Source organism: Ruegeria sp. BG8 (genome assembly GCF_056538325.1).
In genome coordinates, this window is the sequence record NZ_JBQFSZ010000004.1 from 33,439 (window position 1) to 57,143 (window position 23,705).

General features: G+C 54.6%; 21 protein-coding genes and 1 pseudogene. 6 read left to right on the top strand and 16 right to left on the bottom strand.

Translation table 11 applies throughout. The features are described 5' to 3' along the window. Positions 1-5: 5 nt before the first annotated feature. The 5 genes from ACR0DG_RS09800 to ACR0DG_RS09820 all read right to left on the bottom strand — a co-directional run bounded on the left by ACR0DG_RS09800 (position 6) and on the right by ACR0DG_RS09820 (position 5,324). Positions 6-1,094: an extracellular solute-binding protein gene (locus ACR0DG_RS09800; RefSeq protein WP_480697354.1), complete on the bottom strand. Its 1,089-nt coding sequence runs from the start codon at positions 1,092-1,094 to the stop codon at positions 6-8. Between the two features lie 101 nt (positions 1,095-1,195). After that, the gene (locus ACR0DG_RS09805; RefSeq protein ID WP_480697356.1) at positions 1,196-2,287 is read right to left on the bottom strand and encodes an ABC transporter ATP-binding protein; all 1,092 of its coding nucleotides are present in this window, start codon (positions 2,285-2,287) and stop codon (positions 1,196-1,198) included. A gap of 147 nt (positions 2,288-2,434) precedes the next feature. Beyond that, complete coding sequence (locus ACR0DG_RS09810; protein WP_480697358.1) at positions 2,435-3,142, bottom strand: maleate cis-trans isomerase family protein; 708 nt, start codon at positions 3,140-3,142, stop codon at positions 2,435-2,437. Then, entirely contained in the window at positions 3,139-4,284 is a 1,146-nt protein-coding gene (locus ACR0DG_RS09815; protein WP_480697360.1) for a M24 family metallopeptidase, read from the bottom strand. The genes ACR0DG_RS09810 and ACR0DG_RS09815 overlap by 4 nt, the downstream gene beginning before the upstream one ends. Next, a complete protein-coding gene (locus ACR0DG_RS09820; protein ID WP_480697893.1) occupies positions 4,281-5,324 on the bottom strand; it encodes a pyridoxal-phosphate dependent enzyme in 1,044 nt (347 codons plus the stop codon). Before ACR0DG_RS09820 ends, ACR0DG_RS09815 begins: the two co-directional genes overlap by 4 nt. A gap of 86 nt (positions 5,325-5,410) precedes the next feature. On the opposite strand from ACR0DG_RS09820, the gene ACR0DG_RS09825 reads away from it, so the two are divergent. Together ACR0DG_RS09825 and argE are read left to right on the top strand one after the other, a co-directional pair. Then, the gene (locus ACR0DG_RS09825) at positions 5,411-6,595 is read left to right on the top strand and encodes a M24 family metallopeptidase (protein WP_480697362.1); all 1,185 of its coding nucleotides are present in this window, start codon (positions 5,411-5,413) and stop codon (positions 6,593-6,595) included. Further along, positions 6,592-7,749 (top strand): acetylornithine deacetylase, encoded by a 1,158-nt coding sequence (gene argE, locus ACR0DG_RS09830; protein ID WP_480697364.1) that lies wholly within the window; start codon positions 6,592-6,594, stop codon positions 7,747-7,749. Before ACR0DG_RS09825 ends, argE begins: the two co-directional genes overlap by 4 nt. On the opposite strand, the gene ACR0DG_RS09835 is transcribed toward argE, so the two are convergent. From ACR0DG_RS09835 to ACR0DG_RS09860, 6 genes are read right to left on the bottom strand one after another with little or no spacing between them, the layout of a single operon-like run. Continuing rightward, positions 7,746-8,612, bottom strand: coding sequence for an urea carboxylase-associated family protein (locus ACR0DG_RS09835; RefSeq protein WP_480697366.1), 867 nt, complete (start codon positions 8,610-8,612; stop codon positions 7,746-7,748). The two genes, argE and ACR0DG_RS09835, sit on opposite strands and share 4 nt — an antisense overlap. A 32-nt stretch (positions 8,613-8,644) precedes the next feature. Continuing rightward, the gene (locus ACR0DG_RS09840) at positions 8,645-10,123 is read right to left on the bottom strand and encodes an aldehyde dehydrogenase (RefSeq protein ID WP_480697368.1); all 1,479 of its coding nucleotides are present in this window, start codon (positions 10,121-10,123) and stop codon (positions 8,645-8,647) included. An 8-nt stretch (positions 10,124-10,131) separates the two neighbouring features. After that, entirely contained in the window at positions 10,132-11,166 is a 1,035-nt protein-coding gene (locus ACR0DG_RS09845; protein WP_480697370.1) for an LLM class flavin-dependent oxidoreductase, read from the bottom strand. After that, entirely contained in the window at positions 11,166-12,086 is a 921-nt protein-coding gene (locus ACR0DG_RS09850) for a flavin reductase family protein (protein WP_480697372.1), read from the bottom strand. The genes ACR0DG_RS09845 and ACR0DG_RS09850 overlap by 1 nt, the downstream gene beginning before the upstream one ends. After that, entirely contained in the window at positions 12,073-12,861 is a 789-nt protein-coding gene (locus tag ACR0DG_RS09855; RefSeq protein WP_480697374.1) for an alpha/beta fold hydrolase, read from the bottom strand. Before ACR0DG_RS09855 ends, ACR0DG_RS09850 begins: the two co-directional genes overlap by 14 nt. Continuing rightward, entirely contained in the window at positions 12,833-13,432 is a 600-nt protein-coding gene (locus tag ACR0DG_RS09860) for an amino acid synthesis family protein (protein ID WP_480697375.1), read from the bottom strand. Before ACR0DG_RS09860 ends, ACR0DG_RS09855 begins: the two co-directional genes overlap by 29 nt. Before the next feature lie 107 nt (positions 13,433-13,539). On the opposite strand from ACR0DG_RS09860, the gene ACR0DG_RS09865 reads away from it, so the two are divergent. Then, positions 13,540-14,400 carry a LysR family transcriptional regulator gene (locus ACR0DG_RS09865; protein WP_480697377.1) on the top strand — a complete coding sequence of 287 codons (861 nt, stop codon included), beginning with the start codon at positions 13,540-13,542 and terminating at the stop codon, positions 14,398-14,400. A 72-nt stretch (positions 14,401-14,472) separates the two neighbouring features. On the opposite strand, the gene ACR0DG_RS09870 is transcribed toward ACR0DG_RS09865, so the two are convergent. From ACR0DG_RS09870 to ACR0DG_RS09890, 5 genes are all read right to left on the bottom strand, one after another. Further along, the gene (locus ACR0DG_RS09870) at positions 14,473-15,084 is read right to left on the bottom strand and encodes a YrbL family protein (protein ID WP_480697378.1); all 612 of its coding nucleotides are present in this window, start codon (positions 15,082-15,084) and stop codon (positions 14,473-14,475) included. A 244-nt stretch (positions 15,085-15,328) separates the two neighbouring features. After that, positions 15,329-16,738 (bottom strand): hypothetical protein, encoded by a 1,410-nt coding sequence (locus ACR0DG_RS09875; RefSeq protein ID WP_480707127.1) that lies wholly within the window; start codon positions 16,736-16,738, stop codon positions 15,329-15,331. Further along, complete coding sequence (locus tag ACR0DG_RS09880; RefSeq protein ID WP_480697382.1) at positions 16,738-17,484, bottom strand: methyltransferase domain-containing protein; 747 nt, start codon at positions 17,482-17,484, stop codon at positions 16,738-16,740. The genes ACR0DG_RS09875 and ACR0DG_RS09880 overlap by 1 nt, the downstream gene beginning before the upstream one ends. A gap of 9 nt (positions 17,485-17,493) precedes the next feature. Next, positions 17,494-17,880: a GtrA family protein gene (locus tag ACR0DG_RS09885; protein ID WP_480697384.1), complete on the bottom strand. Its 387-nt coding sequence runs from the start codon at positions 17,878-17,880 to the stop codon at positions 17,494-17,496. Further along, positions 17,877-18,836 (bottom strand): glycosyltransferase family 2 protein, encoded by a 960-nt coding sequence (locus tag ACR0DG_RS09890; RefSeq protein ID WP_480697386.1) that lies wholly within the window; start codon positions 18,834-18,836, stop codon positions 17,877-17,879. Before ACR0DG_RS09890 ends, ACR0DG_RS09885 begins: the two co-directional genes overlap by 4 nt. Positions 18,837-19,292: 456 nt before the next feature. On the opposite strand from ACR0DG_RS09890, the pseudogene nadA reads away from it, so the two are divergent. The 3 genes and pseudogenes from nadA (at position 19,293) to nadC (ending at position 22,767) form a co-directional block, all read left to right on the top strand. Then, positions 19,293-20,345, top strand: a pseudogene (gene nadA / locus ACR0DG_RS09895) (quinolinate synthase NadA). Between the two features lie 8 nt (positions 20,346-20,353). Next, positions 20,354-21,946 carry an L-aspartate oxidase gene (locus ACR0DG_RS09900; protein ID WP_480697388.1) on the top strand — a complete coding sequence of 531 codons (1,593 nt, stop codon included), beginning with the start codon at positions 20,354-20,356 and terminating at the stop codon, positions 21,944-21,946. After that, positions 21,916-22,767, top strand: coding sequence for a carboxylating nicotinate-nucleotide diphosphorylase (gene nadC, locus ACR0DG_RS09905; RefSeq protein ID WP_480697390.1), 852 nt, complete (start codon positions 21,916-21,918; stop codon positions 22,765-22,767). Before ACR0DG_RS09900 ends, nadC begins: the two co-directional genes overlap by 31 nt. The last annotated feature ends 938 nt before the right edge of the window (positions 22,768-23,705 follow it).

Genomic DNA, 23,705 nt, shown 5'->3' on the forward strand with positions numbered 1-23,705 from the left:
TCAGCTTATTGCGCCAACCACGCCTGGAACTTGGCGTCGATGTCGTCGCGGTAATCTGCCCAGAACTCGTAGTTATACAGGAACGTGTTCTTTGCGTTTTCCGGATCGGTCGGCATGTGCGGTGCCATGTCGATACCCAGATCGGCGTGCTGACCTACCAGCGGCGCTGACGAGGCACGGGCCGGACCGTACGAGATGTACTTGGCCTGATCTGCCAGACGCTGCGTGTCCGTCGCGAACATGATGTAGTCCAGCGCGCGCTGCTGACGCTCTTCGCTCAGGCCCGCGGGGATGATCCAACCATCAAGGTCAAACACCTGCGCGTCCCACAGCATAGCGACGGGCTGCTTCTGCTCTTCGATCACGCTGAACAGGCGACCGTTATAGGTCGAGCCCATGATGACCTCGCCATCTGCCAGCAACTGCGGCGTGTCGGCACCTGCTGACCACCAGACAACGCTGTCCTTGATGGTGTCCAGCTTGGCCAGCGCCTGATCCTGTCCTTCCGGGGTTGCCAGAACGTCATAGACATCGTCCTTGGCCACGCCGTCACACAGAAGTGCCCATTCCATGTTGTTGATCGGACGCTTTTCCAGCGAACGCTTACCCGGGTAGTTTTCCAGATCAAACACTGCGCAGATTTCAGTCGGAGGATTGTCACCCACCAAATCCGTGCGATAGCCGAAAGTCGTCGAGTAGACGATCTGCGGGATGAAGCAATCGCTGACCAGAAGTTCGCCAAAGTCATCCGAAGCAGGCGTTCCATCCGGTGCCGGTGCCAGCATGGTGTCCGGATCAATCTCAAGCGCCAAGCCTTCATCGCACAAGCGGATCGCGTCTGCTGCAACAACATCCACCACATCCCACGTGATGTTGCCCGCTTCGTTCATCGCCCGCAGTTTTGCAACCGCTTCTGCCGAGCTGTCATCATTCAGAATGGTGACACCCGTCTTTTCCGAATAGGGCTCGTGATACGCCTTGAGCTGCGATTTGGAATACGCGCCGCCCCAGGATACGATGGTCATCTCTTCCGCCATCGCACCGCCGGCAACGGCCGCAACCGCACTTGCCATAAGAGTGGTTTTTACTTTCATGATTTACTCCCTGTTATGCCCGTTGATTTTCTTCCTGAGGCCGGGCCACGGGGCAACCCAACCAAGCTTCATCCCTGCGTTTGGCGCAGGGTGTTCCGTACTCAGGCGTCAAGCGCGCGGCAATCGTGCGCAAGCCAGCCAATTTCCACTTCTTGTCCAGGCGACAACCGTACCGCGTCGGGTGCGTTACGGGTCTTGATGATGAAGTCATCATTTCCGGCCACCGACATACGGAACCGGAAAACATCGCCCATATAGATGAATTCTTTCACTTTTGCTTTCAGCGTATGCGCATCCGCATGCAGGCGGTCTTTGTTGAATTCCACCCGCTCGGGCCGGATCGAAACCTTGGTCCGTTCCCCAGCAGACGTAACATTGACCGGCTTTGCATCGATCTCTGATCCGTCGTCCAAGGTAACCACACATGAATCACCGTTTATCGATTTAACCACACCCTCTAAGGTGTTGTTTTCACCTATAAATTGAGCGACAAAGCTGTTCTCTGGTTCCTCATACAGCAGATCCGGCGGGGCCAATTGCTGAATCCGTCCGTCGTCGAACACCGCCACCCTGTCTGACATCGTCAACGCCTCGGTCTGGTCGTGTGTCACGTAAACAGTTGTAATCCCAAGCTCATGCGCAAGACGGGTAATTTCGAATTGCATGTGCTCACGCAACTGCTTGTCCAACGCACCCAGCGGTTCATCCATCAGAACCAGTTCGGGCTCAAAAACCAGCGCACGGGCCAACGCGATACGCTGTTGCTGCCCCCCGGACAATTGGGCCGGACGACGGCTGCCAAAGGCACCCATCTGAACCATGTCCAATGCGCGCTTTACCTTTTCTTCCCGCGCCTCTTTCCCAATCTTCCGAACTTCCAACGGGAAAGAGAGGTTTTCGGCAACTGTCATGTGCGGAAACAGAGCATAGTTCTGGAACACCATGCCGATCCCTCGCTTATGTGGTGGGATATTGTTGATAGGCCGCCCGTCCAACATGATTTCGCCATGCGTCGCGGTTTCAAACCCTGCCAACATCATCAGACACGTCGTCTTGCCAGACCCTGACGGGCCAAGCATTGTCAGGAACTCGCCTTTTGGCATTGATAGGTTTAAATCTTTTACGACAAGGATCTCGCCGTCGTAAGATTTCTGGACACGCTGAAACTCGACGAACGCTGCGTCATTAGACATTACCAACTTGGCTCCCCTGTGTGCCCTTGGTCGCCCGGTTTATCCGGATCTCAAGGACCTGTCGCAGCTATTTAAGGACATGCAAGCGGCATCGCGCAACCAAAATGTGTCAGACCCATGACAATGATTTTATCACGCGCCTGTTATTCAGGCGGAATTCAAAACGCGCATGTGCCATGCAAGGCTTTGATTGCTGGAAAGAACTGGCTTCCCTAGCCTCTTTTCAACCTCGTGGATTGCGTCGATTGTTCTTAGATTTGTACAACTTATAAAAACAGCTTCAACCATCGGATCAGCTCCCAATTTGAGAGCTGCGTCAACCACGGATTGTCGAGAGATTCGAACGACCTTGGACTCTTCTGCCTCTCCGAAAGAACCAAATAAATCCATGGAAATTCCGTTCTGAGCAAAAGCTCGCCGCAGAGGCTCATTCACTTCTTCGATATAAGGTGACAACAACGCAAATTTGGACACTCCCAAATGCGCCGCGCAGGCTGACGCGGCCCGCAACGGGTTCGTGACCACGGCCGTGTTGCAGGTCTTTTGAACCATCTGTTCGACCTTGTCAGAACCGATCACAGAACTTGCCGAAGTGCACCCGTACCCCACGACCTTGTAGCTTCGGGCTTTGGGTAGCAAATCGGCCGCCGCAGGCAGTGCTTTTTCCATCTCTGAAAGCGTATCTGTCGTGACTTCAGAGCCGCTAGGAATTCTGGACACGTAGATTGGAAACTTACGATCAGCGAAATAGGCGTTGAATTCAGGTTCAATTGTCTCATCGGTCTGCAAAACGATGAGGCCCATTGGTGACGCCTCAGGATCATCTTTTTCAAGTTCGTAAGGTAAGTATTTCATATCACGGGAATCTCTGGGCCAATCCTAGGGCTGAGGAAACGCGCCGAGGTTTCCGTTATGACAATGTTCTCTTCATGCACCAGGATCTTTTCACCAACGGCAATTCCGGGCTCGAGCGTCAAAACCATTCCGGGTTCGAGCACCGTATGATCGTCCGGTATCAGGGATGGCCATTCGGTCAGAGACATACCCAGACCATGACCCAGACGCCCCGCGCCCGTTTCGCCGCTTTGCCCGGACAAGACACAGTTCATTGCATGGAACAGATCGGATGCTGTCGCGCCCGGTCGAGCCTCTTCGAAAGCCGCATCCGAAGCCTCGATCAACGCGGCATAAGCTGAAGAAACCTTACCCGAAGCTGGACCTATTGACCAATTGCGGTCGTAGTCACAGAAGTAGCCATCCCAAACCAAACCCGTGTCCAGCATCAAGACATCACCATGTTGCAAAGCGTTTTCACTGGCCGGAGAGATTACGTCTGAATACCCATCTTGCCCCGCTCCACCCGCAAGATAGGGAACCCAGTCAGCACCTTCTTCAAGGCAAAGCATCTGAAACCGGCGAAATACATCATCAAGCGAACGGCCTGCGCCAGCAACCTCAGGCACGCGATGAAAGGCGCGGGCCGCGATATCACAGGCGGTTTCGATCTTTGCGATTTCGGCCTGCGATTTGATCATTCGCAACGCACGCAATATGCCCGCATCCCCTTCAAGGGAACGCGGTTTCATCATGGATTTCAAACGCGTCAGGTCCGCCAGTGGCATTCGAACGTGCGTTTCGTGTCCGTCTGGAATACCTATCATCGCGCCAGCCGGTGTGATCTCTGACAAAGTATCAGCTAACAGACCTATTCCGTCATCCTTCAGGTCCGGTGCGCTCCAGGTTCGGATGTCATCTATCCATGTCTGCCCCATCAGATCGGCTCCGATCGAGGGTATGACCGCAATCGGTTTTCCGCTGGACGGAACGATCAGGTACCAAGGTCGGGTTGGGCTTTCCCAGAACCGGGTCAGGTAACCCGTGAAGTAGCGCACCTCTGGCTCAGTCGTGAGCAACAAGGCCGAAAGCCCTGCATCAGCCATCATATGCTGAGCACGATTGACCCTTGCGCTATACTCCGACGTTTCGAACCCCCTCATTCAGCCACCTCAGACAGGAAACACAAAACCCGAGCGTCGGGCCCAATCCCCAAATCGCGGCGGACATCAGGGTTCATTGCCGCTGCGACCCCAGCCCCGCCCGAAGCAGTCGTCGAAATCCCAGCCGCCGCCATTGCAGGTAAATACTGGCTCACTTCGTCATCCGTCAGGGTCAGGAAGCTGTCTGCATCGCGTGCAAGCCCATTCAGCGCGATTAGTGAGGGCTCTTTGCAATCCAATCGCCCCATTATGCTGTCTGGTCCGTCGGCAAAAACGCAAGACCCCGCTTCGATACTGGCTTGCAGCGCTGGTGCAGCGTCGGGTTCGACGACGACAATCTCGGGGACATCACCGTGGACATCACGGATATGGGCCGCAACAGCCCCGGCCAATCCACCGACACCGGCTTGCAGCATGATGTGCGTGGGTACCTCTGGACATTGCCGAGTGGCCTCGGCGGCCATCTGCAGGTATCCCTCCATCAGCGTATGCGGCAAGTCATAGTACCCGTCCCACGAACTGTCAGAAAGCAGCGTCCAGCCATTTTCTACCGCAGCCTGACTGGCGGCGTTCATACTGGCGGCATAGTCTGCTCCCTGCCGGACCACGCGCGCGTTCTGCGCGCGCAGACGTTCCGCAAAGCTCTCAGGCACGGTTTCTGCTATGTAAACCACAGCTTCTGCGCCAAAAACACGTGCACCGGCTGCGACGCTCATTCCGTGGTTTCCAGCACTTGCGGTCACGTAAGTGCGGTCTTTCAGCGTCGTTTCGTTTGGTTCCTTGCTGATTTCTGCGGCATGTCGCGCGATAACGTAAGCCGCGCCAAGGGCTTTGAATGACCCAAGGTTCATGCGGCTCCGTTCATCCTTGACCCACAGCTTTGACACCTCTGCCAAACCGTCAACTTCGATCAGATCAGTCTCAGCTGCAGCGGGGCACTTTGCCAACAGTTCGGCAACACGGGCTGCATTCGTCGATGGATACGGCGCCTCGGCGACAAGCTTCTGACCGCCGCGATAAGGATTATGCGTGATTTTCAAATGAGGGCCTTTCCTGTGTTGCCCATTGACGTGACCGTATTCCTCAAGTTCTGTCAACAGAACTCCACCGCTACAGGAAACAGCATATGGCGCACGCTGACCCGGCATTCACACAGGCCGAATATGACCGCCGACTTTCCAAAACACGCGCGGCAATGGCCGCGGCAGATCTGGACGCTTTGTTTATCGAAGACCCCTCGAACATGGCGTGGTTGACCGGGTATGAAGGATGGTCGTTTTACGTCCACCAAGGCGTATTGGTTCAGCACGATGCCGATCCAATTTGGTGGGGCCGCAGCCAAGATTCCAACGGCGCGCGGCGCACGGTTTGGATGAATGATAACCGTATACACAGCTATGCCGACGAGTTTGTTCAATCCACCGTGCGGCATCCGATGCAGGATCTGGCCCGGCTGATCCGCGACAATGGGCTGGCAAGTAAACGCATCGGTGTTGAGCTGGACAACTATTATTACTCTGCCAAGGCACACCTGACGTTGGAGGCCGAACTGCCCGAGGCCCGTTTGGTGGATGCCAATGCTTTGGTGAATTGGCAGCGCGCGGTCAAATCTGATGAAGAGATCGCGTTGATGCGCAAGGCTGCGCGCATTTCAGAACATATCATCGACGGCGTGATCCAACGGGTCGAGCCCGGCTTGCGCAAAAATGAACTGGTGGCGCAAATCTATCAGGATGCCATTTCCGGCCTTGACGGGATTTGGGGTGACTACGCCGCAATTGTTCCGCTGCTGCCATCGGGGCCCGATGCGGCCGCGCCGCATCTGACGTGGGACGGCGCTCCGTTCAAATCCGGCGAATGCACGTTTTTCGAGTTGTCGGGCTGTTATCGTCGATACCACGCTCCGTTTTGTCGCTCGGTCTTTTTGGGGAACCCTCCTGATCATCTTCGTCGGGCCGAGGCTGCCTTGGTCGAAGGGCTAGAGGCTGGTCTGGATGCCGCACGGGCCGGAAACCAGGCACGTGACATTGCGTTGGCGCTGGCCGCCCCGCTTGAACGCGCGGAGATCGAACGCGGTGCGCGCTGTGGTTATCCCGTTGGCCTTAGCTACCCGCCAGATTGGGGCGAGCGTACCATTTCCCTGCGCCCCGAGGATGAAACCGTTTTGGAACCCGGAATGACGTTCCATTTCATGCCCGGCCTTTGGATGGACGATTGGGGTCTTGAAATTACCGAGTCCATTCTGATCACTGAAACAGGTGCCACCGAGTGTTTCTGTAACCGCCCCAGAAAGCTGTTTGTAAAACCATGACATTGCCACGAACCAAAGAAATCCTTGCCGATCTGATCGCTTTTGAAACCGTGTCGGCAGACAGCAATCTGAAGATCATCAAATACCTTTCCGACCGCCTTAAGGCACTTGGTGCACGCTGCATCGAAACCCGGGATGAGACCGGCACAAAAGCGAATGTCTTTGCAACGCTTGGACCAGATATGCCGGGAGGGATTCTTCTCTCGGGCCATACTGATGTTGTGCCCGTTGCAGATCAGAACTGGACATCGGACCCGTTCGAGATGACCGAACGGGACGGAAAACTCTACGGGCGTGGCACCTGTGACATGAAGGGGTTCATCGCTGCATCCCTGGCTTTTGCGGAAACGCTGGATACCACCAAATTGAACCAGCCACTGCATTTTGCCTTCACCTACGACGAAGAAACCGGGTGTCTGGGCGCGCAGAACCTTGTTAACGACCTGTCCGAGCGCGGCATTGTCCCGGACATCGCCATCATCGGTGAACCGACCGAGATGCGCCTGATTGAAGGGCATAAGGGCTGCTATGAATACACCACGCGGTTTGTTGGGCTAGAAGGCCACAGTTCAGCCCCGGATGATGGGGTAAATGCGGCTGAATATGCCGCCCGCTATGTCGGCAAGCTGCTGGAATTACGCGGCATTCTGAAATCACGCGCACCAAAAGGAAGTGCTTTTGAACCGCCTTGGACAACGATCAACATAGGCTTTTTCAATGGCGGCGTTGCACATAACGTCATAGCCAGCAAAGCCGAAGTCGGTTGGGAGATGCGACCAGTTCAAGCCAGCGACGCTGATCTCGTCAATCAAACCCTGTCGGACTACGTGACGCACACCCTGTTGCCCGAGATGCAATCTGTGCACTCTGAGGCCAGCATCACTCAGGATATCACTGCCGAAGTCGCAGGGCTTGAGCCGATGGATCAAAACGCCGCTCGTAAACTGGTAGCGGAACTGACCGGGGCGAACGGAACTGGCGTTGTATCCTTTGCAACCGAAGCCGGACTGTTCCAACAATTGGGCGTCCATTCGATCGTGTGCGGACCGGGATCTATCACACAAGCGCACAAGGCCGATGAGTACGTCGAGATCGAGCAACTGGACCTATGCTGCCGTATGCTGGATCGGCTGGGTCATCGACTGACCGCTTAGACGACACCATGCGTGCGATCATAGGGTGAGGGCGCCGGCTGAATATGGGCGGCACGCGCCTCTTCCCCGGGGTCGTAGACTTCCATCAACAATGGGAAGCAAGCCGCCGCATCCGACGAATGCTCGGATGAGCAATCGCCGCCCGGGCAAGCGGACAAACCGACAATCAGATCAATTTCGGCATAAAACTCCAGATAGTCTCCGGGCCGAACCGGACTGGCCTTCATAAAATATTGCCCGGTATCACGAGTGAACCCCGTGCACATGAAAACGTTGAGTACATCATGCACAAGCGTCTCTGCCTCGTGCAGCGGTAGGTCACAGTGGCTGGCCAACGCACGCGTCAGGTTTGAATGGCAGCAATAGTGATAGTCATCCCCAGACAGCAACCTGCCGGTATAAGGGTCACACCGGGTTCCGATCACATCATGAACCGAGCCGCCAAAGGCATCGAACCCATACCAGTCCAACGTATCCCCAATGATCGTCGCCATTGGGCGCAAGGTCGGAAAGCTTGACCACATTCGATCACCAGTCGACAAATGCGTGCCATGCAAGGCGCGTGTTTTCCCCGAATAGAACCGTTCGGTCAGATCATGCTTGTTCCACATGTTCAGATCACCGACCTGCGGACCATCAACGGAAACGACGCGAATAAAGGCACCAGCCGGAACCTCAATGCAGGCCGCGTCACGTGGCGCAGCCGTCGCCTCGCCTGTTTTCACAGCCATCTCGCGCAGCGCGTTCAGAGAGGCGATGTCAGGTTGCGGCAATGTATCAGGCGGATAACAGATGACCGGAGCAATCGCTTTGCGTTCCTGCGCATCAACCGGCGCTTTGAACTTCGGATCTGTTAACTTCATTGCCGCATTCCCATCCTTGCCTTTCCAAAGACTTAACGCATCACGAACGGGTTCGCCATTGGCTCTTTCGACGTGCTGATCCAGGTCGTTTTCGTGCGGGTGTAATCCAGTATCGCCTCAACACCTGCCTCGCGGCCATATCCCGATTGATTGAACCCCCCGAACGGAGCGATCGGCGAGATTGCCCGGTACGTATTCACCCAACAGATACCCGCCCGAATACGCCGCGAGACGCGGTGAGCACGTGCCAGATTTTCTGTGAAAACGCCGGACCCCAGACCATAGGGCGAGTCATTTGCCAAAGCGATTGCTTCTTCTTCGGTGTCAAAAGGCAACAAGGACATCACGGGTCCGAACATCTCGACCTTGAGTGTCTCAGTCTCGGGCGTTGTGCATTCGACCAATGTTGGGTTCATAAAGTTGCCAGGACGATCAGCCGTTTGCCCCCCGATATGAATGGTCGCACCCTGCCTTTGGGTCTTGGCCAGCGTTTCTTCAATCCGACGCACCTGCGCCTTCGTGCATAGTGGCCCGACATGCGTGTCTGCATTCAAGGGGTCGTCCAACCGAATGGTTGCGGTCTTTTCCTTGATCCTCGCAATCAGCGGCTCGAGTATCGACCGATGGACCAAACCGCGGGTGCCTGCAACACAGCTTTGGCCAGCAGCGCCGAAATTCCCAGCAATCAGCCCATTCGCGGCACCTTCCAGATCGGCGTCCTCAAAGACTAGGATCGGAGATTTTCCGCCAAGCTCTAACGAGGTTACAGCAAAGTTTTCAGCCGAATTACGCACCACATGCCGTGCCGTTTCTGGCCCGCCTGTAAAGGCGATGCGATCCACGTCCGGATGCCGGGTCAAAGGAATAGCGCAGTTTTCAGCGTCACCTGTAATCACCGAGACAACACCGGGTGGAAATCCCGCCTGTTCGATCAGACGCGCAAATTCCAGCAGTGGCGTCGGCGCAACTTCTGATGCCTTCAAAACCACGGAACATCCTGCAGCCAATGCAGGTCCAAGTTTTGTTGCCGTCAGGAACATCTGCGCATTCCACGGGACAATCGCCGCAACAACCCCAACGGGTTCCCGGGTCGTAAAGACATGCATGTCCGGTTTGTCGATCGGCGGAACGGTGCCTTCCACCTTGTCCGCCAAACCTGCAAAGTAACGATAATAGTCCGCCACATACCCGGTTTGGGCCGCAGTTTCGGCCAGCAACTTGCCACTGTCCGTCGTCTCAAGCTCACCTAAACGGGGGGCGTGTTCAGCAATAAGTTCCGCGAGGCGATACAACAGCTTGCCCCGCGCGGTTGCAGTCAAATCCCGCCATGCCGGATCAGACAAGGCGCGTTTGGCTGCGGCAACAGCACGATCTACATCCTCTTGCGCTGCACATGCAAAGGTGGCCCATCCCTGCCCTGTGGCTGGGTTTTCAGATGTCATGACTTGTGAAGCGGCGCCCTCGCTCCATTGTCCATCAATGAAAAGCTGAAAATGCGGTAAGTTTCCCATGATGGTCCTCACTGAAAAGCTGGCATGACGTCGTCGATAAACCGCGCCAGCGAGGCGCGCTTGCGTTCATTGGTCATTCCGCTGTCGACCCAGAATGAAAACTCATCATAACCCAGATCCTCATATCGTTTGATCCGATCGATCACCTGCTGAGCCGTGCCAACGGTCAGATCCTGCGCCAGTTTCTCGTTCGTGTACATGGGGTTGGCGTCCATTTCTGCATCCGTCAATTGCTTGATCAGCCCTTGCTGTATTGGTCGTTTGTTCATGAACCAAGCGCCGAAGTAATTGTAGTACCGCCGCAACTGCTGAACCCCCAAGGACACGTCATCTTCGTCTGCTCCGACATAGGTGTGGTGCAACAACATGATCTTGGGCCGCGGTCCATCGTAGCTGTCACAGGCATCGTTGAAACGGCTCATCAACGTCTCGATTTCTTCCATCCCCTGCCACAACGGCGTCACCTGAATGTTGAACCCATTGTGCACCCCGAATTCGTGGCTGTTGGGATCCCGTGCGGCAATCCAGATAGGCGGGCCGTTTTCTTGCAGCGGCTTTGGCGCAGAAGTCGTTGGAGGGAAGGAATAAAACTCGCCCTCATGCGCACAGTCGCCTTGCCAGATCTTCGGAATAAGCGGGGTAGATTCTCGCATACGCTGCCCTGCTTCCCACGCATCCATTCCCGGCATCAGGCGTTCATACTCAAAGGAATATGCACCACGCGCGATCCCCAGCTCGATCCGACCTTTCGTCATCTGATCAGCCGCTGCGGCCTCTCCGGCCAGTTTGATCGGGTGCCAGAACGGCGCAATAACCGTACCGGTGCCCAAACGCACGTTCCGGGTCTGGTGCGCCAGATCTACAAGCGACAGGAAGGGATTGGGCGCTATCGTGAATTCCATTCCGTGATGTTCACCGGTCCAAACGGCTCGCATGCCCCCTTCATCAGCCATTTTCACAAGACCGACGAACTCATCATGCAACACGTCATGAGGTTGATCGGGCGTTAGACGCTCCATGTGGGCAAACAGAGAAAACTCCATCAACCGGCTCCTTTGTCGAAAGTATGTAATTCACCCTGTTGCGCGTCTCCGAGGTACAAAGAGAAATTTCCCTCGCGCGCTTCAAGAGCGTAGCGGGTCATCATTTTCCCAACGCTTTGCGTGGCGTAGTTCAAGTTGGGCAGCGCGCTGACGTCTACCCATTCAGCGCCGGATGTCGGCGTGATCTGATCGCAGCTTGCAAGGAAAAACGTATAATGCTGCTTCGTCTTGGCATCGCTGAACGAAGAATAGACCTGATCAAGTTGCGCAGTGATACTGCGGTCCGACAGTTCTTGTTCAAGCCTTAGCCGCTGCCCGCCCGGTTCAGCTCCGGAAACCTGCACCGGAGAGTATTTGCCGTCGCGCAGCTCCATCAGAACTTTTTCGCCGGATCGAATAATGGCTCCGCAAATCGTAGGTCGTTCGGCGTCCATCTCCTGCTCGAGCCCAAGGCTAAAATAGGACCCGCCGACATAGCCCAGACCGTTTCCTTCGCCATGTGCAAAATCAGCCACCTGCCCGATCAGGATCGTGTGGTCTCCGGCCGGAATGGCCTGATGGGTTTCACAACAAAACTGCGCCAAAGCGCCGTCAATCAATGGCAGGTCGAACTGTCCGTTGTGATGGGCAACCTTGGCAAAACGATCACCTTTAAATCCCGCGAAAGTATTCGAGATGTCCCGCTGGTCCTCGGCCAGAATGTTGATCGCGAAGTGTGTACACCCAGCAAAGATATCATGCGTCGACAGGAACTTTCCGGGGCATACCAACAATAGCGGCGGGTCCAGTGAGACCGATGAGAAAGAATTGGCCGTAAAGCCAATCGGATTACCTGCACTATCCCGGCTGGTGACCACGGTTACTCCGGTCATGAAACTGCCAAACGCATCCCGCAGAGCGCGGGGATCAAACTGCGACATGACCGACCTCCTTCAGAAAGCGCATCAGAGCCGAATTGACCAGTTCAGGATGTGTCATTGGCATCATGTGCGCCGCGTTCTCAACAATCTCGACCCGACCATCCGGAACCAATCCAGCCATACGCTGGGACATTTCAGGAGTGGAGTTCGGCTCGTCACCGCCCGTCATGAAAAGCGCAGGGCATATGATGTTACTTAACTGGGTTGAACTCAGCCCATTGCTGGTAGCAAACGCAGAATACGCAGCCTTGTATGCCTTGGGGTTTACCTCGGTCAGCCAACGGGCACAGGCTTCACGCTCAGTCGACGGCTGATTGGCAAACCAGCGGGTGAGAGTTTGCGTCGGGTCGTTTACACGGTCTGCATTCAAACTCTCTGCGCGCTGCAGAATAGCCCGATGGGCCGCAGACGTTCGCTGGTGAACGGCGTTCAAAGCAACCACGCCGTTTATGTGGTCATGGCCCGATGCCGCGATCAGCAAGGCGATCAACGCACCCATGGAATGCCCCACAAGCACCGCCGGTTCTTGCAAAACCTCCAAGATCGGCGCGACATAGCTTTCCAAAGTCTCAGGCTCAGAAAACCGCGTCTCTCCGTGCCCCAGCATGTCCGGGCAAATAACTCTGTACCCAGATGAGACCAGAGGGGCGATCTGCGCCCCCCAGGCTTCGCTGCGCAACCCGACACCATGCAGCAAAACCACCAAAGGTCCGCTGCCCTCTGCGATCACCGCAAGGTTGCCGATCTCAGACCGAGGCTGGGTTGTCCACGTCATGTCCCAGATCCTTCAGGTCCTGATAACGGTCTCCGATACGATGATGCGGGCGCCCGGATGTGGCACCACCCAGCACGACCACGACCTCATCAGCGCAAGGAGCATCGGGAATGGCAAACTGCAGTGTCAGGTAATGCGACCGTCGACCGGCATCGTTCTTGTCCATCATTGGAACCATAATCGGCGTATTCGCTGGCCCGCGAGTGTTGGTGAAAGACAAGTACGACTTTGCGCCAACCGCCTGCCGGTAGAAATTTCCGAAATGCAGCGTGTGGATCAGGCCCGAAGCATGCTCGACCTCACCATCCAGCCCGACAACCGCAGCTTTCCCATAAGCCTCGATCGCGTCACCGTCACCTGCCAAGGCCACCATCCGGTCGGTTAGCATTTCACCCAACACAGGGCCATACGCCAGGATTTCGGGCCGCAAATCCTCGACATATCGACCCGCCCACGGATTCTGAACAACGGCAGCAACTGCGAACATGCGCCACGGGCGATCTGCCTGACGGAACCCTTCGACCAGAACCTCTTCGTCGAAGGTGACAATTTTGCGGATATTTGGCTGCACAGAGCTCTCCCATTCAAACTTGGGAAAATATTTCTGCCTGAATCATCTTTTGACAAACGAAAGAACTTGAGCCTTAGGTATTAACACCACTTATAGGTTAATTACCGATGGCCAAAACTCTACCCCCGCTGACCTGGTTCAGATCCTTCGAAGCTGCTGCAAGACGGCTGAGTTCAACTGCTGCCGCAGACGAAATCGGGTTGACCCAATCAGCTGTCAGCCAGCAGATCAGGTCGCTTGAAACGCGCTTGGGGGTCGTCTTGTTTCACCGACACGCGCGAGGTCTCAGCCTGACCGATGAGGGCCGCAAGCTGTTGCCGCAGGTCGAGGCCGCGCTTGAGATGCTGAGCCAGGCAGCTTCTCCGTATTTGACCGAGGAAAAGTCGAGACACATTACAATTGCCGCATCGATCAGCATCATAGAATGGGTGATCGCACCAGCATTGCCCGAGTTTCGAAAGCTGCATCCCGACACATCTGTACGCTTTGTTAGTACTATCTGGCCCGATGAATACGCCGCCTCACGCGCGGACGTGGAAATTCGCTTTGGATCGGCCAAGCAAGTTGGTGGAAATGCCGTCGCCTTGAAGCCCAACAATCTAGTGCCAGTCAAGGCCCCCACTTTGGAAGGCAGTATCGACGATTTGCCGCTTATTGAGTCCGTCGGCACGTCGGACAACTGGACAACATGGGCCGAAGCATCCGGGAGAAAGATCGGCGCACCCAGTTACTATGTGGACTCATATGGGCTTGCACTACAGATGGCAGTTTCTGGTAATGGCGTCGCCTTGGTTAACACCATAATCGCCGATAATGCATTACGCCGAGGGACAGTTGTCGTGGCAAGCGACGTATTGGCGCAAGCGTCAGAGGGGTACTTTTTGGCCGTTCAACGTCGCTCCAGCGAAGTCGATGCGTTTACTGCGTGGTTTTCGGCACTTCTGGGCTCGGCAGACGCATCGCCGTAGCCGCAGTCAGAAAAAACATCCAACTTTCATAAGTCTATTCTAGTGGAGCGGTGTGATCATGATCGGCAGGCTTCAGGTTGTTTTAGGGCGCAACCCACTGAGCATCCGCTCGCGACGTCGTTTAATGGACTTGCGGAAGGCAAAATCGCTGACCAATGCCAGAGGAAACAGGACCCGTTCTCCGACGCCGTCAATGACGACAAGTCTGCCGCCCCGCTCTTGCGCGCGAACCACGTTTTCATGCCCCATGTCGCCCACAATGATGCGCCCACGCTCTAGGTCGTCCATGAGTTCTGCAAAATCATCATGCAAACGTTTCAGAGCCTGAGGATCATCTTTTACCTGACGCCATTCCGCATGAACAGTTGGCGCCAAGCGACCATCGGGCCCGGTAAATTTCTCAACTACAAGCGCAGGACCTAGAGAGGTCGGCGCATAACCCATGAAACGCGCCAAACGCTCAATCTCGGGGCAGCCCCGGTGCAGAGCAGCAAGGTACTCATTCGCCTCGCGGTTCCATTGCCGCAGGTTTCCATATCTGCGTTCTGCATAGCGTGGGATAGCATGATCGCGCACCGGAACATCGGACCGGACTTTCAGCAAAGCGCCATTCTGCTCCGGGTGATCGAACAACAAGTAATTCCGACTTTTGCGCAGTGGCTTAAGTTTACTGAGATCAATCATTTCACTGCCTTAGACCTGAACCCGGTCAATTCACATGTTTCGCAAAGTACCAAATCGAAATGAGTTCATAAAACCTTCTTGAAACCGTTACAAATTACTTTTCGGCTCAAAAATTGCGTTCGGTCAAAAATTTCTTCAACGCGTCCGCCTTAACTAAGGACCCGACGCTCAAATTGACAAAACACACGTAAACACGGCCATTAATTTAATGGACGTGTCGCGCGCATGCCCGATTGTCCCTAATTCAAGGTCCGACCGGAGGATCAGGTAGCAAAATATAGGTGGTCTTGCCTTCCGTCTCGATAATCGGAGCATAGGTCCATCCACCTGAGTCAAACGGGGGATTCAAGTCTTCGCAGTCCTTTGGTGTTTCGTCGCACATAATAGCTTTCACACCATTCAGATAGGTCAGCCGCAAGCGAAGACCTCGGGGAAATTGAATCCCAGCGGGACCCGCACCGTTCAGCCCCAGATAGTGGCCATAGATGTAAACCTCTTCGGTTTCTGCCGGTATGGACGCCGCGAGTTCACGCGTGGTGTTTTGCCATTCTGGAATGCGAAAGTATGTGGAACGTCCAAAGAGGATCATTTTTATCAACAACACATAAAGTATTGTAATTCTGGCAATACTTGCCCACCTACCTGGCGTCTTGGAAATGTGCAGTGTCACCGCTGTAAGAGTGAACCCAAACAGAATCCAAATCCAGCCGAAGGCCCGCACCGGCACCAAAACACCAGACATCAAGGATTTTCCAAGCAAAGGCCCCAAACCGACAACAGCTGCAATCACAACCGTCATCGCTGTAAATCGGTCTGCCTTGTATAGACCAGCCCAAGCCAACGCGACGATTAGAAGAAGAACGGCTCCGCTTCCGGGTGTGCCACCTCCGAACTGTCGAACGGTACTTTGCAGGTATACTTGCAGTTTCCCTAGATTTTCGACCAAATCCGCCAGAGTTTCAACCTCTGACGGCGACCGCCACTCAGCGATCGGAATGCCAAAAACTCCATGATGTAAGTAATTTAAGGAATATACTGAAAGTACAGCAATACCGAGGCCTGCGAAGAAAACAACCAGTGTGATCGCAATGCTTTTGTATGTTTTAGGCGCCTTGTGCGACAAAAGCACCAAGGTCATTAGTAGAAACGGATAGGTTGTGTACGCCATGAAAGAAAGTGGCACAGCAACCAACAGCAATGCCAATGCGGCACGATGCGGAAGAAACACAACTGCCAGAGCATAAAGGGCAATGACCCAAACACCTGGAAGAAGGGTGTTGAACCAGAAACCGATCATGAAGGCCGGCAGAGAAAGAGCCACGAACAGGGCAAAAAAGCCCTTGTACCAACGGGGTGCCTCTAATCCGAACGCGACAACAGAGGTGCACGCCGAAAATATAGACCAACCAATAAGATACAACGCAAAGCTTACAGGTGAAGACCAGATTATAGGGCGAAATTGCCACCAGTAATTTAGCCAGCGGCCTTCGTCCAGTGCTTTCCGATATGCCATGTCGCGTGTTCCCAACAAGGCTGGGAAATCGTCGTGACGGACCAGTGGATCCATGAGCAACGGCGCGTAAACAATCAACAACGCGCAGAGGCCAAGCAAAGAAAAGCGGGCGACGTCCCGCCCTAACGAACCTGATTGCATCATTTGCTCCGGTGAGAGCGCGCAATGACCGATGCGCGCGCTTGGGCAATCTGCGTTACCGTCTTTTGGGGTAAACGACGAACAATCATTTTACGAAGCTTCCAGCCGAGACTGCCAACCTCTTTCAACGCGCCCGACCCGACCTTGGTTTGCAAGACCTCCGACGGCAAACCCTGAGCCCCTGCTTCGTTGGCATAGAGGACACTGTTGTACCGGTACCAAGGCTCGATGGATGCATCGTTGAACAAGATCGGCCTCAGACAGTCGTAGGCTGTGTAGCCTTGTTCCTCGAAAAGACCTTGCCAAAAAGATAGCGGCTGTTCGTTTACATGGAATTCTCCGCCCTGCCCTGGGACCGCGGCCGAGAACAGAACCAGATCGCTGTGGGTCGTTAAACTCTGAACTAAACTGGGCGAAGCTGAGTTTGGAAGATGCTCGCCCACTTCCAAGGATTGTGCCAAGCCAAACTTGCGGCCCAGCTCAACCGGTTTACTCAAGTCCTCACCGAAAAAGGACTCACGCGGGATCGCCAGACGGTCGCGATCGACATAGTCGCCATCCACGCCGGCGACGTCCTTGCAACCGGCGGCGATCCATTCGGACAACCAGACGCCGCGGCCACACCCGAAATCAACGACGCTGTCGGGGGTGACCCATTTTTGCAAACTTCCGATCAGTTTAACCGCAGACTGCCGCGCGCCGCGATCGATGTAGTCGAAAAACTCGTTGGAATAGATATGCGACATGATCACTCTCTAAATGGAATTTTCTTCGCGATAGACCCAAAGGCGCAGGATCACGAAATTGATGACGGGAAGAACAACCACGACCAAGGCGGCCGTAAGTGGCTCGTTTAGCCCAAGTTTTGGACCTGCAATGGCAGTAATGATCGAGGATACGATAAGGCCGATACCGATCATGCACAGAAACCGCCCGAATTGGCCCGGTGCAACCAGTGTTTTGCCAAATGTCCAAGCGGTTTGGCCAATGTACTGGATCAGGATCGCAGAACCAAAGGCCAGAAAATTCGCAATCCAGGCTGAACCGAACAGCTGCAACAACCCTAGGTAAGCCACGAAGTAATACCCCGCGACAACTGTGCCGACCACGGCGAACCGGAATATGCGGCGGCGTTCGCTCATGCGCGTTTGCTCATGTCTTCGGGCAGCTCTTCCAGCGGGTCACCGACTTGTTCGTCCACAAAGAACAACGGACGGCCCTTGGCTTCGATGTAAAGACGCCCAAGATACTCGCCGATAATCCCCAAAGTCAGCAGTTGGATGCCCGAGAAGAAACTGATGACAAGAACGGTCGACGCCCAACCAGCGACCGTACTGTACAGGATAAGGGACCAGAAAACGTAGATTGCCATGAGGGCCGCGATGACCAGGGTCAAGAATGCCAGCCGCGTCGCTACCTGCAAAGGCTTGATCGAAAAGCTCGACAACGCATCAAAAGCAAGCTTGACCATCTTGGACAATGGATACTTGGTTTCGCCAGCCATGCGCGGGTCACGCACATACTCGATCCCGATTTGCTTAAAACCTGCCCACGCAAACATCCCACGAATGAATCGCGCGCGCTCTGGCATATCAAGCACCGCGTCCAGCACACGACGGCTGACAAGGCGGAAATCGCCCGTGTCATTTGGAATAGGAACATCCGACAAACGGTTGAGAATGCGATAAAACCCATGCGCCGTCAGCTTTTTGAACCAGCTTTCGCCTTTCCGTTCACTGCGGCGCCCGTAAACCACGTCATAGCCGCGATCCATCATTGCCATCATGTCTGATAGCAGCTCTGGCGGATCTTGTAGATCTGCGTCCAACATGAAAATGCGATCACCGCGCGCGGCCATCAACCCAGCAGTCAACGCCACTTGGTGACCTCGGTTGCTGGATAGCTTTATACCACGCACACGAGGGTGTTGCGCACTTTGCGCACAGATACCGCGCCAGGTCTCGTCGGTTGATCCATCGTCAACCAGCAAGATTTCCGTATCATCTGCCCAAGATTCAGTAGCTGCAACAAGACGCTCGACAAGCATAGGAAGAGATGCCTCTTCGTTCATGCACGGAACGACGACTGACAGTAACATTTAACCTCCGAACGCGATCTGTCCTGCTCGATTTTGTGCGATTTACTCGCCTTTTCCGGAACACGTCGCTTTGGTTTTTCTTTCGTTTTGGGTCGCTGCCCTTGATATCTCAACAATAGTTCGTCGCTAATCGGCTTGTGCGAGTTTTCAATTCGTAGTTACCGATGCGACACATCCCTTTTGCCAGGCTCAAACGGTGTCCAAGCCTCACGTTTGATCCGTTCTTGCCGATACGATGTGGCAGCAATACGCCATTCTTTTGTCAAACCGTAGATTAAAGCGAATTTGGAACCAATTCACAAAAACTGATCTGAATTGGGCGCGACATTCCATAAAAATAGGATCATTCCAATCAGGCGGAAAATTTGGAACATTCTTCCAACAAGCGCAGTGGCCTTAAAAGCGCAAACCTCATATTCAATAGCGCGAGTGTACAAGAGGCAGATATACAGACCCGTGTTCGACCTACCCGCGCAACGCGCACACCTTTCCGAAAAATACGACCTCAAACCCTCGGCAGAACTGGCCGCCGATATGTCGGATATCTAGGCGCGCATATCTCGCGTTGTGTCTCCGGCGGACCGGATGGTTTTTGCTCCTTACGTAAAGGCAATCAACGACCTGAAAACCACGCGCAATGCCGTTATTCTTGGCCATAACTACATGACGCCCGAGATATACCACGGCATCTCTGACTTCGGCGGCGACAGCTTGCAACTGGCCATCAAAGCAACCGAAGTCAAAGCAGACGTTATTGTGCAATGCGGTGTTCATTTCATGGCTGAGACGTCCAAGATCCTCAGCCCCGAAAAGACTGTTCTCATGCCGGATATGCAGGCCGGCTGCTCTCTGGCTGAATCCATTACCGCCGAGGGCATTGCCGAAATGCGCCGCCGATACCCAGGGGCGCCAGTTGTTTCCTACGTCAATACGACGGCAGAGGTCAAAGCGGCCTCGGACATATGCTGTACGTCTTCCAATGCCGCCCAGATCGTCGCTGCATTGGACAGTGACACCATCATTATGACGCCAGACCAATACCTTGCACAAAACGTGGCACGGGATGTTCCGCAAAAGAAAGTGGTCTGGTGGGAAGGTTCGTGCGTCGTTCACGAACAATACAGCGCAAACGATTTGCGAGAATTCCGCGAACGGAACCCCGGAACACGTCTTATCGCGCACCCAGAGTGCCCGCCGGACGTAGTCGCTGAGGCTGACTTTTCTGGATCAACCAGCGGAATCATCAAATACGTCACCGACGAAAAGCCAGAAAAGGCACTGCTGATTACCGAATGTTCTATGGCATCCAATATCACCGATGAACTGCCCGAGGTCGAATTCGTAGGTCCCTGCAACATGTGCCACTACATGAAAAAGATCACTCTGGAAAAAGTGCTGTATGCGCTGGACACTATGACGGGTCAGGTTGAGGTCGACGAACATGTGGCCGAAAAAGCTCGACTGGCCGTGCAGCGCATGATCGACCTCTCGCGTCAATTGGGTATTTAGCCGGTCGAATGAACGAGGTTGAAACCACCCGGGTGGTAATCATAGGTGCCGGGCTTGCCGCTGTGTACGCCGCGCTGAAACTGGCCCCTCATCACGTTGTAATGATCTCACCCGAGCCATTGGGTGCAGGTGCTAGTTCGTCCTGGGCACAAGGCGGTGTCGCTGCCGCGATGAGCGCCCTCGATAGCCCCGAAGCGCACGCAGAAGATACTATGCGTGCAGGTGCAGGTGCCGTTTTACGCGAAGTGGCAGATTTCGTAACGCGCGCCGCACCGGACCACTTTCTGGATCTGTCCGACTTGGGCACCGGTTTTGACCGCACCCCGGACGGAGGTTTTGTGCAGTCGCAAGAGGCTGCGCATTCGGCCGCCCGGGTCGTTCGAGTTAAAGGCGATCAAGCCGGGGCCGAGATCATGCGGGCATTGATCCAAGAACTCCGGCAGACCCCTTCTGTCCAGATCATCGAAGGCGCACTTGCCATTGCGCTGGATAGCGACGGATTTGGGGTAAGTGGTGTTTGTATTGTTCCCACAAATGCGCCGAACGCATCACCAATAGTGTTGCGCGGTTCAGCATATGTTCTGGCCACAGGTGGTTCGGCCGGGCTTTATGCACAAACGACCAACCCGGCCCGAATTCGGGGGCTGGGTGTCGGTATGGCCGCGCGCGCGGGGGCCGAAATTGCGGATGCCGAGTTCGTTCAATTTCATCCAACCGCCATTGATGTCGGCGAAGATCCAACCCCACTGGCCACCGAAGCATTGCGTGGCGAAGCAGCGGTGCTTGTCGATCGCAATGGCTACCGCTTTAAGCCTGACCTTCATCCAGACGCAGAACTGGCACCCAGAGATATCGTCGCCCGGGCCGTGTTCCAACATACCCAATCCGGTAATCGGCCGGCATTGGACACGCGCAAAGCCATTGGAGATTTGATTGCCACGCAGTTCCCGGCTGTCACCGAAGCGTGTTTGCGCAATGGTCTTGACCCGACCAAGAACCCTATCCCGGTAACGGCATCCGCGCATTACCACATGGGCGGGGTAGCAGTGGACATGAACGGACGCAGCAGTTTGAAGCGGCTTTGGGTCTGTGGCGAAGCTGCCTCGACCGGATTGCACGGCGCCAACCGGCTGGCCTCTAACGGATTGCTCGAGGCGCTCGTTTTCGCCCGCGCCTGCGCCCGCGATATCGCGGACAGTAAGACCGCCCAACCAGCCGAGCCTGTGGACTTGCCTCTTGAAACTGGCGGGCAGCGTATTGATCCGTGTGTCGAGGCACAGCTACGTGCACTGATGACCGATCTGGTCGGCGTTGTACGTGACGAATCCGGTCTGGTTCTTGCTTTGCAGAAGATCGCCAAAATCGAAGCGCAACAATTGCAATCACAGACCTTTCTGAACATGACGGCAACTGCAACTCTGATCGCTGCTGCCGCCTTGCTGCGACGGGAAAGCCGAGGCGCTCATTACAGATCTGATTTTCCACAGGCAGCGGCGAAACAAGGACAACGTTCAATCATGACGCTGCGCGACGCTATGGCCCTGCGCGAAACTGTTGCAAAGGAAACCGCATGCCTTCTCCCTATTCCCTGCCCGACATGATCCTCGAACCGCTGGTCCGCGCTGCGCTTATGGAAGATTTTGGGGCAAACGGTGATGTTACGTCTCTGACAGTTATCCCGCCTGAAACGACATGCACTGCATGCCTGAATGCGCGGGAAGAGGCCCTCGTGTCCGGAATGCAGGTTGCCGCGCTGGCCTTTCGGTTGGTTGATCCAACACTCAAAATCCAGCCATTGCGCACAGACGGTGAACGTTGCAGCAAGGGCGACACCCTGATGCAGATCACGGGTCGCGCTGCCTCAATCCTATCCGCCGAACGTGTGGCGCTGAACTTTGCCGGTCGTCTCTGCGGTGTAGCTACTGCAACCGCGGCGCTTGTTGCCGAAACAAGGGGCACCAATGCGCGCATAACCTGTACGCGTAAGACAACCCCCGGCCTTCGATTGGTGGAAAAACAAGCCGTCCTGCACGGTGGCGGTTTCAACCATCGGTTTTCGTTGTCTGATGCTATCCTGATCAAGGACAACCAAATTGCAGCTGCGGGCGGGATTCGCCCTGTGCTTGAGGTGACAAAAGCGCGCGCATCTCACATGATGAAAGTCGAGATCGAAGTCGATGACCTAAACCAACTGGCTGAGATTCTTGAGGTCGGAGGCGCCGATGTCGTGCTGCTTGACAACATGCAGCCAAGCACATTGGAAAAAGCGTTGAAATTTGTAGATGGGCGGCTTGTGACCGAGGCATCGGGAAATGTGACCCAAAATACCGTAGCCGCCATAGCTGCAACAGGCGTGGACTATATCTCGTCCGGTGCCTTGACCCATTCCTATCGAACGATTGACCTGGGATTGGATTTCTGAGGTCGAGGCAGCCGGATCACGCTAAAGCTGATTTGGTGGAAGGAAATTTCCAATTTAAGGCGTCACAACTGATTGGCGAACTTTTTAGTTGAAGTTGCTGCGCGCGGTGGCTAACTGCCGTACACTGCGCTAATTTCTCGCAAGTTGAATGTCGCCTTCGAGGCGTCGAAACGACGGATGAGACTTCTCAACGAGTCTTTCGATCCATCTACACTTTCTTTTTTTGAGCGTGCTCATTTTTCTGATAGCGGCCTCGAATCGTTCCTTCACGATCTTTTCCGCAAAACCATGAAGCTTCATTAATATTCTGAGAAGTTTCTATTATGCCCACATATTTCGTCATCTGGTAACGAGTTCTCACTGCACTTGGGCATCATTCTTTGCGTTCCACCAAAAGTAATGTTCCTACCATGCACCTTCGCAAAAATCCTCATGACCGTGCCATTTCTGTTTCGATAAAGCATTAATTTGCTTAACTAATTTTATTCAGCTGTTGGAAGCAGACGGTGGGCTGAACTTTTCCACCAACGTCCAACTGTTTGATGCTTCACCTCAACTACGCGTTCGTGCAATCGGTGTTGTGCATTTCGAAGAAACCGAGAGAATCGATCGCACAGCATCAATGCCACGTAAATCACCCCTGATCTAATATTGAAGTATTTGGGTGGCGTTTTTTTCAAACGCGTTAAGGTTGGGAGAACAATATACTTTCCTCAACCCAAGCTCCTCTGACAAAATCTTAACGGCGCATCGAAATAAAGTCGGTTGAAGACGGTTAAAATCCTGCATCATCAGCGGTCGCAAGTGAGCCGTTTAAGCACTGCTAACCCGAGCCTTAACCCTACGGACTCTATGTGTAATGCAAGCGCGTCAAACGTGTGTATTCCACCGCATGCGCTCAAATTTTGTGCGTGTGAGAGCGGTTTGACCGATTGCAG

Excerpts from the sequence above, each read along its gene's own strand:
- ACR0DG_RS09800 (WP_480697354.1), bottom strand. The coding sequence starts at position 1,094 with ATGAAAGTAAAAACCACTCTTATGGCAAGTGCGGTTGCGGCCGTTGCC.
- ACR0DG_RS09805 (WP_480697356.1), bottom strand. The coding sequence starts at position 2,287 with ATGTCTAATGACGCAGCGTTCGTCGAGTTTCAGCGTGTCCAGAAATCT.
- ACR0DG_RS09810 (WP_480697358.1), bottom strand. The coding sequence starts at position 3,142 with ATGAAATACTTACCTTACGAACTTGAAAAAGATGATCCTGAGGCGTCA.
- ACR0DG_RS09815 (WP_480697360.1), bottom strand. The coding sequence starts at position 4,284 with ATGAGGGGGTTCGAAACGTCGGAGTATAGCGCAAGGGTCAATCGTGCT.
- ACR0DG_RS09825 (WP_480697362.1), top strand. The coding sequence starts at position 5,411 with ATGGCGCACGCTGACCCGGCATTCACACAGGCCGAATATGACCGCCGA.
- argE (WP_480697364.1), top strand. The coding sequence starts at position 6,592 with ATGACATTGCCACGAACCAAAGAAATCCTTGCCGATCTGATCGCTTTT.
- ACR0DG_RS09835 (WP_480697366.1), bottom strand. The coding sequence starts at position 8,612 with ATGAAGTTAACAGATCCGAAGTTCAAAGCGCCGGTTGATGCGCAGGAA.
- ACR0DG_RS09840 (WP_480697368.1), bottom strand. The coding sequence starts at position 10,123 with ATGGGAAACTTACCGCATTTTCAGCTTTTCATTGATGGACAATGGAGC.
- ACR0DG_RS09845 (WP_480697370.1), bottom strand. The coding sequence starts at position 11,166 with ATGGAGTTTTCTCTGTTTGCCCACATGGAGCGTCTAACGCCCGATCAA.
- ACR0DG_RS09850 (WP_480697372.1), bottom strand. The coding sequence starts at position 12,086 with ATGTCGCAGTTTGATCCCCGCGCTCTGCGGGATGCGTTTGGCAGTTTC.
- ACR0DG_RS09855 (WP_480697374.1), bottom strand. The coding sequence starts at position 12,861 with ATGACGTGGACAACCCAGCCTCGGTCTGAGATCGGCAACCTTGCGGTG.
- ACR0DG_RS09865 (WP_480697377.1), top strand. The coding sequence starts at position 13,540 with ATGGCCAAAACTCTACCCCCGCTGACCTGGTTCAGATCCTTCGAAGCT.
- ACR0DG_RS09870 (WP_480697378.1), bottom strand. The coding sequence starts at position 15,084 with ATGATTGATCTCAGTAAACTTAAGCCACTGCGCAAAAGTCGGAATTAC.
- ACR0DG_RS09875 (WP_480707127.1), bottom strand. The coding sequence starts at position 16,738 with ATGCAATCAGGTTCGTTAGGGCGGGACGTCGCCCGCTTTTCTTTGCTT.
- ACR0DG_RS09880 (WP_480697382.1), bottom strand. The coding sequence starts at position 17,484 with ATGTCGCATATCTATTCCAACGAGTTTTTCGACTACATCGATCGCGGC.
- ACR0DG_RS09885 (WP_480697384.1), bottom strand. The coding sequence starts at position 17,880 with ATGAGCGAACGCCGCCGCATATTCCGGTTCGCCGTGGTCGGCACAGTT.
- ACR0DG_RS09890 (WP_480697386.1), bottom strand. The coding sequence starts at position 18,836 with ATGTTACTGTCAGTCGTCGTTCCGTGCATGAACGAAGAGGCATCTCTT.
- ACR0DG_RS09900 (WP_480697388.1), top strand. The coding sequence starts at position 20,354 with ATGAACGAGGTTGAAACCACCCGGGTGGTAATCATAGGTGCCGGGCTT.
- nadC (WP_480697390.1), top strand. The coding sequence starts at position 21,916 with ATGCCTTCTCCCTATTCCCTGCCCGACATGATCCTCGAACCGCTGGTC.